General features: G+C 45.3%; 9 protein-coding genes and 1 pseudogene. 5 read left to right on the top strand and 5 right to left on the bottom strand.

Annotation, left to right across the window (positions count from 1 at the left end; genetic code table 11):
* The 3 genes and pseudogenes from QUA38_RS24555 to QUA38_RS24545 form a co-directional block, all read right to left on the bottom strand.
* A pseudogene (locus tag QUA38_RS24555) lies at positions 1-300 on the bottom strand (hypothetical protein); the annotation flags it as partial.
* Between the two features lie 287 nt (positions 301-587).
* Positions 588-938 carry a hypothetical protein gene (locus tag QUA38_RS24550; protein WP_333166532.1) on the bottom strand — a complete coding sequence of 117 codons (351 nt, stop codon included), beginning with the start codon at positions 936-938 and terminating at the stop codon, positions 588-590.
* Positions 939-1,327: 389 nt separating this feature from the next.
* Positions 1,328-2,428, bottom strand: a complete 1,101-nt coding sequence (locus QUA38_RS24545; RefSeq protein WP_333166529.1) for a saccharopine dehydrogenase NADP-binding domain-containing protein — start codon at positions 2,426-2,428, stop codon at positions 1,328-1,330.
* A gap of 295 nt (positions 2,429-2,723) precedes the next feature.
* On the opposite strand from QUA38_RS24545, the gene QUA38_RS24540 reads away from it, so the two are divergent.
* Positions 2,724-2,948, top strand: coding sequence for a polymorphic toxin type 34 domain-containing protein (locus tag QUA38_RS24540; RefSeq protein ID WP_333166528.1), 225 nt, complete (start codon positions 2,724-2,726; stop codon positions 2,946-2,948).
* Between the two features lie 192 nt (positions 2,949-3,140).
* Positions 3,141-3,941, top strand: a complete 801-nt coding sequence (locus tag QUA38_RS24535; RefSeq protein ID WP_333166526.1) for a HEAT repeat domain-containing protein — start codon at positions 3,141-3,143, stop codon at positions 3,939-3,941.
* Between the two features lie 62 nt (positions 3,942-4,003).
* On the opposite strand, the gene crtO is transcribed toward QUA38_RS24535, so the two are convergent.
* Both crtO and QUA38_RS24525 read right to left on the bottom strand, forming a co-directional pair.
* A complete protein-coding gene (gene crtO / locus QUA38_RS24530; RefSeq protein WP_333166523.1) occupies positions 4,004-5,701 on the bottom strand; it encodes a beta-carotene ketolase CrtO in 1,698 nt (565 codons plus the stop codon).
* A 432-nt stretch (positions 5,702-6,133) separates the two neighbouring features.
* A complete protein-coding gene (locus QUA38_RS24525) occupies positions 6,134-7,234 on the bottom strand; it encodes a tetratricopeptide repeat protein (protein ID WP_333166522.1) in 1,101 nt (366 codons plus the stop codon).
* Between the two features lie 153 nt (positions 7,235-7,387).
* Here QUA38_RS24525 and QUA38_RS24520 point away from each other — a divergent pair, with 153 nt between their 5' ends.
* The 3 genes from QUA38_RS24520 to QUA38_RS24510 all read left to right on the top strand — a co-directional run bounded on the left by QUA38_RS24520 (position 7,388) and on the right by QUA38_RS24510 (position 10,083).
* Positions 7,388-7,714 carry a YbjQ family protein gene (locus QUA38_RS24520; RefSeq protein ID WP_006634531.1) on the top strand — a complete coding sequence of 109 codons (327 nt, stop codon included), beginning with the start codon at positions 7,388-7,390 and terminating at the stop codon, positions 7,712-7,714.
* A gap of 270 nt (positions 7,715-7,984) precedes the next feature.
* Positions 7,985-8,608, top strand: a complete 624-nt coding sequence (locus QUA38_RS24515) for a hypothetical protein (protein WP_333067559.1) — start codon at positions 7,985-7,987, stop codon at positions 8,606-8,608.
* Positions 8,609-8,931: 323 nt separating this feature from the next.
* A complete protein-coding gene (locus QUA38_RS24510) occupies positions 8,932-10,083 on the top strand; it encodes a sulfate ABC transporter substrate-binding protein (RefSeq protein ID WP_333095841.1) in 1,152 nt (383 codons plus the stop codon).
* Positions 10,084-10,281 lie beyond the last annotated feature (198 nt).

The raw sequence follows: 10,281 nt of genomic DNA, 5'->3' as shown, positions 1-10,281 counted from the left end.
GTAAGTTGCGCTCGTGTCCACGTAAGGACGGGAACTGTAGTTGCTTTGCCAGTAAGCATCTTCTACCGTGGGGTCGACCGCCTCGGCCACACCTTTGCCCACCAAACCGCCGCCAAACGAACCCACAACAGCGCCTACAACTGCTCCTACAGGCCCGCCGATGGCACCGCCGATCGCAGCACCCGCAGCACCCGCACTCGCCGCACCAATACCAGTTCCTACTGGATGAGCCCCTTTTTCCCCGGAAATCGGGTCTAGGTTAGCATCAGGTTCATGTACCGTTTTTTTGTCATCGCTCATGATATTTTTTTCCTTTTATCTAGATGTAACTATTATTAAATTTACCTTTTAAATTCATATCTATTCATCTGCCTTAAGGATGAAGCTGCTAGCGTAAAAAGGAGGGAAATGAGAAAATACTTCTCGACTCAAAAACGAGTTTTACACGCTACTCTCAAACAATAAGGTGCGCCGAAGCGCACCCTAGATAGTTATTTTCAAGTGACTTCTGATCTCTGCTCAATTGTCTACTCACGGAAGCTGTGTATTTACCAGCAATTTGAGTTAGATATAAATCTCTTGATTTATTACTTGCCCGTGACCTTTTCGATCAAATCTTCAGCTTTTTGAACTATGCCTTCTTGCGGGTGTTCTCCCTTGTACTCCTGTAAGCTTTCGTCGTAAGCTTTCTCCACCTTTGCAGGATTTTGAGAGGTTTTGACTATTTCCTCGTAAGCTGCTTGGGGATTCAGATCCTCGAAACTTTCTGCGGGGTCGGTAATTTTAGCTTCTGGCGGCGCCTGAGTTCTGTCTTGACCTGCGTAAGCAGCCTGACTGGGTACTACCGCTAGGCTTAGCAAACCAATGAAAGCCAGCGTACAAACCAGCAAAATGCTTTGGCTCAATCTTTGTCCGAGAGCTTTTAAAACCCGCTTCATATCAACTTCTCCTCGTATTTTTCCGCAAAAATTATGGTGTTTGTCGCCCCTTCACTGCGATCGCACATTTACAACCTTGGTTCAAGCGCAATCTTTGTCGCAGCTACCGCATCTACAGCGAGCCAAAAGGGATGTTTCCCATGATGTCCCATATCTTAAGCGCCTGCTTGTTCCTATTACTTCTACCAAAAGATAGATTAGTTAGACAAGCGCAACTCATCTCCTATGAGGGGCGATCGCAATTCCTGCGAGGAACCCTATCAAGGGGTTTTCCCATCAATTACGAAACCCCTGACTCTTCTCTTGCGGCGCGTATTTCGCGTCTCGCAGTTATTTGGGGGAAAATCCCATTTACCAACATTTTAAATTGCTATAAATAACCTAAGTAACTACAAAACAACCTGCTCAATGTCTAGGTTTCTGTTCTGCATAGCTCGTTCAAATAGCTCAGTAGAAAGAGCTTGTTCTACCGACCAAACGCCGGGTTTTTCCAGTTTTCCTTCTAACATTAATTGAGCTATGCTGCCAGTACCGATGCCCGTAGCGACGGCAGCACTGGGGTGTATCGCTGTCGAGCAAACTTTAGCGGGTTGACCGTTTTTGAGGCCGGTCACTTGCGATCGCACTGCCACGCCAACCCCACTAAAACTGTTAGTAACACTTGTCATCCCATAACTGACGTAGGAGAGAAATTCTATCACGGAATTATTTTTGAGCCAGCTAGCAGGCCAATACTTAGCAACAAACCAGGTAAGGTGATTGTAAAGGTCGGGAGACGTACCGAATTTAGTCACAACTGATTTTACGGCGAATGTTTCCGGCAAAGTGATTGCTTCCGGCATATCAAACCAGTAAACCCCTGTTTTGCCGTAGGGTGCCGGAAATTCAATTGTTTCGCGATCGCTGTAGGGTTTTACTTGCTGCCACTTGCGATCGGCCCAAACCTCAAAAGGGGTTTGCAATCCTAAAAAAGTGGTTCTCATGACGGTAACGCCAGCGCCGCCAGAACCTCCCACTACATAACTCAAATGGATGTGTTCTGCTTCATCTAATTGTTCCACATCTCGGCGCACCATGCTATTAGACACACCAGGAAAAATGCCCGTGTTAATAATAGCAGTAATCCCAGCATTTTTAGCTGTTTCGCGCAATTCTAAAGCTCTGCGAGTAAAACTGCGGCTGTCGCTGACATCAGTATAATTAACACCTGCTTCTATGCAAGTTTTCAATACACTAGCATCTCGGTAGTGAAAAGGCCCGGCACAGTGAACGACGATGTTAGAGGATGAAACCGCTTGGTGCAGGGCTGCACTGTCTGCTAAATCTAAAGCTAGATAGTGCACCCTATCCGGCGGCAATCCAGGGCTAATAGAGCCTTCAGGGTTGCGCCCAGTAATAGTAATTTCTGCGTCGGTATGGGTAACAAGGTCTTGGGCAACGCTGCTGCCAATTCGTCCTCGGCCGCCGACAATCAAAACTCGGTTTGCCATCGCTCAAAAAAGGGTAACGCTAATCTGAGTTTCTATATTTTCGCGCATAACTTGCATCTGCACAAAGGAGGAATTTGTGATAACTCATATCTTGCACCAATGTCCATAACCCCAGAGGGGCGGGGAAAACCAATAAATCAAACTAATTGCAGACAAGCTAAATAAACCCCCACCCAAGTATTGACAAGGTTAGGATGTCAGAGTTAGACTATAAGAATATCAACAGTCGGTAATATTTTTAATACTCCCCTATAATAAACCAAAAATCAATATAATAAACCAAAAATTAAACACTATGACCGCCGAAGGTAATGTAGCTGATACGGGTATTCTAGAAGAAGCTAAGCAACTAATCGACGAAAAAAAAGCCTCAAATAGGCCTGAAGCACTCGAAATATTGAAACAGCAAGCTAAACGCGATAAAGATAAAGAAAAAATGGAAAAAATTAAAAGCACCCAGAAATTCTTTGATGACAGACATAGCCGCTCCAGCGGAAAAAAGAAGAAGACCAAAAGGTAAGCTGCTCAAAGAAATATCTCCCAAAATTAGTCTGCAATTAGTGTAGTACCAGGAAAATCAGAGAGTTTTGGGGGATGTCGAATTACTCACACTTAGTCATTTTGATACTTGCGTAATGCCATTTAATTTAACTGACTAAGTGTGAAAATAACCTAGGCTGGAAGCACTAAAATTTAGGGAGGTGCAAAAATTATGGATAAGCTGACAACTGAAACACTGCTAGATTATTGCGATTCTGATGATTATGCCCTGCAAACAGAAGCATTAATACAGCTTGTAGATGCAGAAGTTTATGAGGCTGTACCGAAGATATTAAGATTGCTAAAATCCGCCGATGAATCAATTAGAGCCGATGCAGCCGAGGCATTAGGTTATCTCGGTTCAGAGGAAGTAGAGACAGTTGGCCTTGCATTAATGCCTTTGCTAAACGATCCTGAAGAACTGGTTAGGTCTGAAACAGTTGAGGCATTGGGAGAACTTGGTTATACTCCTGCTGTTGCACCAATAGAAGATATTCTCAGAAATGACCCTTCGGCACTGGTTCGCGCATCAGCAGCAGAAACTCTTGGATATTTAGAAGAACCATCCGCTATAGAAACTCTGGAGCTTTCACTGCTTGATGTTGATGAAGATAAAGCAGTTAGAGGGTATGCTGCTAATTCGATCGGGCTTTTAGGTACGCCGCAGCTATTGCCAAAACTTGAAGAGTATCTAAAATTAGAGCTTCCTTTATCAGTAAAAGCTGAATTGCTGGGAGCGAGGTACTGGTTGGGCGCAAAAGAAGATATCGAGAAGCTATTGAGTTTGTTGGATAATGCTGATGAACATTTAGCAGCGATCATCCTGAATATTTTAACAGATTTGACCGAACGGGAGGAGCAGCCAACATTGGCGAAAGATGCTCCCGATTTAGAAAGGGTATTGAGGGCGATCGCAAATCGTTTTCCCTTCACAGGGAATCAACCAGAAAAAATTCTCGCACTCGCACACTGATAAATCAATACAAACAAACGCAGATGAATCACATCTGCGTTTATCTGCGGTTGCTAAAAATCTTACTTCTCATTACTCCGAAATACCGACTTACCCTTCGCTTTCAGAGTATTAGCCGCATCTGCGAAAGTCTGGGCGAAAGGCTGCTGCGAGTGCATGAAAACGCGAGCGGTATTGCGTCCCGGCATACCCGAAATCGATCCGCCAGGATGCGTTCCCGCCCCCGTGAGAAACAAACCGTCGATCGGCGTTTTGTAATTCGCCAACTCCGGTAAAGGACGGAAAAATATCATCTGATCTAGCGTCATATCAACGTGATAATAATTTCCCTTCAAAGCGCCCAAACGCTCTCCCAATTCCGCCGGACTTTCCACGTGGCGGCCGATAATTGCATTTTTGATATTTGGCGCATATTCTGCTAATTTATCAATGCAGCGATCGGCAACTTTGTTTTTCAGCTCATCCGTCCAACCCGTACCGTGCTGGCCGGTTCCTTCAGCATTTTCGATCATGTAAGGAGCAAAAAATTCAATCCAAGCCGTATGATGTCCGGGGGGAGCCATTGACGGGTCTAGTACCGTCGGAAACACCACATACATCGATGGGTCAGAGTCGGGGATTCTGCCGATTGAAGGGTCGCTGTGAGCAATTTCAACGTGTCTCACCGAGTCTGCAATTAAAACTGACCCGATTAAATATTCGTCCCGATGATTCCAGCGCTCGAATCTAGGCGCTTCATTGAGGGCTAAGTCTATTTTGAGAATAGTCTCGTTGTTGTTAACAATTTTGCGCTCCAATCTTTCCCGCAAATCCGGGTCGGCACTGTCAACATCGCTAGAATCCATTAAGTGCAGAAACAAGCGCTTAGCATCAATATTAGAAATGACACCTTTTGTAGCGCGGTATTCCGTGCCGCCGGCAACTCGAACTCCCACAGCGCGACCATCATCAACTAATATTTTCTCTACGTGCTGGTCGGTAAGTACCACACCCGAGTATTTTTTCACTACATTAAGCAGCGCTTGCACTAAGGCACCCGTCCCTCCGCGCGGTCTTGCCATGCCGGGATTGTGCCTCATTGCCAGCATAATTGCGCCTACAGCCAGTGTTTTTTGGGAAGGAGGGGCGCCGAGTTCTGAGGCGAATCTTGCTAGAGGTGCTTTGATAAATTCCTCGTCAAACCACTCGTTTACAATGTCTTCAGCGCTGGTGAGCATGGTGCGAATAAAGTCCAGCGTTTTGTCGGGGGAACCGATGACTGACAATAAATCTTTGATCTTTGCAATATCGTAGTTGCCCAGAATATCTATGATGGATTTTGGTGGCGCATTAAACATCGGAACCATTGCTCCTAAAGCCCGCTGCCAAAAGTCTGTATATTCGGCATATTTTTTAGCATCGCGCTCGTTGTAGCGGGCAATTTCAGCACAAGTTTTTTCTACAGATTTGTGCGCTAAGAAATATTTGCCGTCGGGATGCGGACAAAAGGCAACTGGATCGCAGAAAAGATATTCTAAACCGTGTTTTTCCAGTTCTAATTCTTCTACAACTGGCCCTAAATGGATAAATTCGTGGTCGATCGCGCACATATTGAATTTAAAATCCGGCAATTCGGGAATCGCAGCTTCAGTAGTTGCCGCGCCGCCGGGAACCGAACGTTTTTCTAACAACAGGACAGTATATCCAGCTTTCAGCAGGTAAGAGGCACAGACGAGTCCGTTGTGACCTGCGCCTATGATAATGACATCATACGTTTGCATAGATGAAGTTCTAGGGATAGGATATTTTGCTTATTTTACAAATGTTAACAAGTTGGCTGTCTCTACCAATAGAAATAGATTCATTGTCAGTAAGCCGTTTTAGCATATTACAAAAGATGGAGCTTTAACAAAATGCTGTGGTGCGATCGCCCTTATTTATTCTTAAAGTTATAGAGTGACCGCCGTTCTAAAATCGCGCCAATATTGTACTCTATTTAGCCACATTTATCGACATTCAACTAAAAAATTAAGCAAACGAAGTAAGAAGGAAGAAGAAACAGGAAAGGGGGCATAGGAAATAGGGAAGAGAAACAGTTTTGAGATTGCTTTTTTCCTTGCAACACGGCGAGTGGAAGAAGTTAAGCCCTAGTAAAATTACTTACTCCACGCTCAAAACTGCTAGCCCATTACCAATTAGTACATTGAGAGATATTACTTGAGTTGCTGGAGCGCCGCCTCAGCTTTTTGTACACCATCATTGTTGCCTTGCTGGCGGTAAGTGTCGAGGGCTTGTTGAAAAGCTTCAATTGCTTCGGATTTGCGATCGCGCGCTTTGAGTGCCGTACCCATATTGTAATAAGCTTCGGCCCTTTTTGGATCGAGCTTAATCACTCGCCCAAAAGTGGTAATCGCTCCTAAAAAATCTTGTTTTTCGAGTTGAATTTCCCCGATTCCTGCGTGTGCTTCCACTAAATTTGGTCGCACCGCAATAGCCCGCTGATAAGCTGCCAGCGCTCCGTCTAAGTCGTTTTGGCCCTTGAGAAGTTCGCCAATTTCTAACTGCACTTCTGGATTGCGGGGCTCCAATTTTGCAGCTTCTTCAAAAGCTGCTAGCCCTTCGGAAGTATAGCCGGTACGCAGCAAAGCAGTGCCTAATTTTAACTGGACACCTGCTTGTTTGGGAGCGAGTTCGGCTGCTTGTTGGAGCACGGTGACAGCACTGGCAAAATTTCCCTGCTGGATCAATACTAAACCCATTGAAGAATAAGCTTGCCAATTTTTCGGATCGAGGGCGATCGCCTCTTGGTATGCTTTAAAAGAACCGCTGTAATCTTTTTGCTGAAAGAGTACCACTCCGAGACCGATCCGGGCATTGACATTTTTGCGATCGAGCTGAGCGGCGCGGCGATAAGCTGTGGCTGCAGCAGGATAGTTTTGTAAATTCGCCATAGCATATCCTAATGCGTATTGGAAGTCAGCATTGTTCGGTTCCAGACCGATCGCTTGTTGGTAAAATTCTACTGAGGCTTGATAGTTGCCTTGACGCGCTTCTAAATAGCCAATACCAGAAAAAATGCGCGGGTTTTCGGTATCTAAACGTGCCGCTTCCTGATAAATGGCGATCGCCTTACTGTAGTCTCCTAAATCTACCAACTCGCGCCCTTGTCGCAGCAGAGCATCTAAATCTGAATTATTTTGAGGTTTGACTTCAACTGACGTTTCTGCTGAGAGCGCTATCTGTGGCGCTGCGACAGCGAAGGCTGCTACTAGCAACGTACTAAATACCAAGAGACTTTGTTTGTACACGGCCATTTGTTTCAAAGAGTGTGTGGAATGAAAGAGCGAGTTGCTGTCAGCCTGGCAAGCTGACAACTTATTATGGTTGACCAGGAATTTTTGAGAGGCGAGATGTAGTAAATCTACAGCACAAGACCCACTCAAAATTTTCGCGATTGAGGCCAACTGATGATTGTAACAACAACTGATATCATCCAAGGAGCAGAAATTCAATCTTACCTGGGAATTGTAACTGCTGAGGTTGTCTACGGCACCAATGCCCTGCGAGATTTCTTCGCGGGCATTCGCGACATCATCGGCGGGCGCACCGGCAGTTACGAGGAAGTGTTTCTCAAAGGACAGCGAGATGCCCTCGCGGAACTAGAAAAACGGGCCCAGCGCCTCGGCGCCAATGCCGTAATCGGGGTGGAAGTAGACACCGGCACGATTAATGTAGACTCAAACGGGGCTTTGCTGCTGATTACTGCCGTTGGAACGGCAGTAAGATTGCGTTAAGCTGTATTTTCTGTATACGTCCGCATTTCCTGTATACATCCGGGAACTTTTCCAACGGGATAAAATAGTTATCAGTCATCAGTCATCAGTCATCAGTCATTAGCTAATAGCGGGTGGCTGGGGGCGGATGACTTTTTCGTTTCTTTCTTCAGACATAGATACTGGTTATTTCCCCAGGCAGATATAGTTTTTATCAATCTCAGCCACAATCAATGCTTAAGGTGAAAGATTGTTAAAAATTAAAGCAACTTTAAGAGGAAAGAAAAACCTATGTCATACGTAAATAGACCTGTAGATAACGTTGGTACCGAACCCGTGGTTGTGAATTCAATGATGGAATACCACGATCGAGTACGTTGGGGTCCGATTTTCTCTGGTTTGGTAATTGCGATCGGCACACAACTGGTGTTAAGTGCATTGGGTGCTGCGATCGGGTTGAGCAACATTGCTAATTCAGGAGCTCCGCGCAGTATTTCAGGGGACGTGGGTACCGGCGTCGGGATTTGGTCAATTATTAGTTTGCTAATTAGCTTGGCCGTTGGCGGTTGGGTAACTGCTCGCGCTTGCGGCCCGATGAACCGCAACACAGCACTTTTAAACGGAGCAATTTTGTGGGCAACTACCTTAACAATTGGCTCTTGGCTGTTAGCAAATGGCGTGGCCGGTACTTTTGGCGTAATAGCTGCGAATGCGGGAGAAGCAATTAATCAAGCGCAGCAGGGCGGGGTCGATTTGCCGAACCGAGCACCTAACGTATCTGCTCAGGATGCTCGCAATATTGCTGGTAATGCTGCAAAAGCTGGTTGGTCGTTTTTGTTCGGCTCACTATTGGGTTTAGTTGCTTCGATGGTAGGAGCATCCGCCGGCGCTCGCACTCCCCGGAATTACTCATAAAAGTTTCGTCAGATACGGAAATTTCATATTCATGAAAGCACTTTTTTTTAAGGTGCTTTTTTGTTAGTTTCTCGTTCCCAGGTTCTACCGGGGAACGCATTTCTTGAGGCTCTGCCTCCAGGTTTTTAAGTTAGTCAGTTCTAACTGTTGAGCGACCACGGCGGGCGGGTGTGAGTTTGGACTCTTTGTCATGGTAGCGGTAGGTTAAGACAATTTATTAAAAAAATATTAAAAAAACTGAAGACTCTAATTTGAAGACTCTATACTCCTAAGAATAACTACGCAAAGCCGATCCAAATACCGTAGTTAAAGAAAAAGTATCGGTGAATCAACAACAAGTTTGGCAAAATTCAGTGACTTTGATCGTTCAGTCTCTAAAATTTGCGATCGCAGCCAGTTCCCAAGTGGTGCGATTTTCAGGGCAATTTCTCAAACAAGCCCAGCATCTAAAACGCTCAGTCCAAGCGTACATCGTCTTGTTTTTACTAGGTGTAATTCTAACTGCGTCAATTGCTGCTTGCTCTGCAGCAAGTGGGGCCAATCAAAGCGAGGTCAAGCTCAACCTAGTTTCCTTCTCAGTGACGAAAGCGGCCCATGACCAAATCGTCCCTAAATTTATTGACAAGTGGAAGAAAGAGCACAACCAAAACGTCATTTTTGAACGCAGTTATGGCGGGTCTTTAGCGCAAACCGACGATATCATTGCCGGCAAACAAGAAGCCGATGTGGTGCATCTTGCCCTCCCATTGGATGTGGTTCGCATCGAAGAAGCTGGTTTGATTAATTTTGGCTGGGAGGACAGAGTTCCTAGACGGGGAGTAGTTAGTCATTCTGTGGCGGCAATTGTCACCCGAGAAGGCAACCCCAAAAATATTCAAACTTGGGCAGATTTAGCCAACGAAGATGTAAACGTGATTGCAGCAAATCCTCAAACATCGGGTATTGGCGTTTGGGAATTTTTAGGTCTGTGGGGGTCAGTAACCCAAGAAGGAGGCGAACCTCAACAAGCCCTTGATTTTGTGGGCAAAGTCTATAAAAAGATTCCCACCCTAACCAAAGATGCCCGCGAAGCCAGCGACTTATTCTTCCAACAAGGTCAGGGAGATGCCTTAATCACCTATGAAAATGAAGTGATTTTAGCTGGAACGAACCAACCAAAAACCAGTTACTTTGTTCCTCCCCTCAATATCTCTATCGATAATCCCGTGGCAATAGTTGATAAAAACGTTGATAAGCATGGAACGAGAGAAGTGGCAGCAGCCTTTGTCGATTTTCTCTATTCAGACGAAGCTCAGCAAGAATTCGCCAAATTAGGCTACCGTTCGGTCAATCCCTTTATCGCTCAAAGCGCACAGGTGCAATTTCCCCCAATTAAAACTTTGTTCAATGCTCAAGATTTAGGAGGGTGGCCTTCGATCAAAGAGCAGTTTTTTGCAAACGGTGCCATCTTTGACCAAATTAAGGGAAAGTTCTGAACCTAAACGCCTAATTCACTTTCATTTTTCCAAAGTTACACTCAAATCCTATGAAATTTTCTCGTTGGTTTTACCTAATTCCTCTCATCGTCATGGGCAACCTGATGACGAGTTGTGGCAATTCAGGAGATAAGGAACAGCAAATCAGTATTGATGGTGGTGCTGTGGGCTTTAGCGTTTCCCTCGCCGTCGCCGAAG

The sequence above is a fragment of the Microcoleus sp. Pol12B4 genome, from assembly GCF_036701385.1.
In the GTDB taxonomy this organism is placed as follows: domain Bacteria; phylum Cyanobacteriota; class Cyanobacteriia; order Cyanobacteriales; family Microcoleaceae; genus Microcoleus.
Note: the sequence above shows the minus strand (reverse complement) of the source record. Positions and strands in the feature narration are given on the sequence as shown.

Bases quoted from the DNA above. Each gene is read 5' to 3' on its own strand.
- QUA38_RS24535 (WP_333166526.1), top strand. From the start codon at position 3,141: ATGGATAAGCTGACAACTGAAACACTGCTAGATTATTGCGATTCTGAT.
- QUA38_RS24540 (WP_333166528.1), top strand. From the start codon at position 2,724: ATGACCGCCGAAGGTAATGTAGCTGATACGGGTATTCTAGAAGAAGCT.
- QUA38_RS24515 (WP_333067559.1), top strand. From the start codon at position 7,985: ATGTCATACGTAAATAGACCTGTAGATAACGTTGGTACCGAACCCGTG.
- QUA38_RS24550 (WP_333166532.1), bottom strand. From the start codon at position 938: ATGAAGCGGGTTTTAAAAGCTCTCGGACAAAGATTGAGCCAAAGCATT.
- QUA38_RS24525 (WP_333166522.1), bottom strand. From the start codon at position 7,234: ATGGCCGTGTACAAACAAAGTCTCTTGGTATTTAGTACGTTGCTAGTA.
- QUA38_RS24520 (WP_006634531.1), top strand. From the start codon at position 7,388: ATGATTGTAACAACAACTGATATCATCCAAGGAGCAGAAATTCAATCT.
- crtO (WP_333166523.1), bottom strand. From the start codon at position 5,701: ATGCAAACGTATGATGTCATTATCATAGGCGCAGGTCACAACGGACTC.
- QUA38_RS24545 (WP_333166529.1), bottom strand. From the start codon at position 2,428: ATGGCAAACCGAGTTTTGATTGTCGGCGGCCGAGGACGAATTGGCAGC.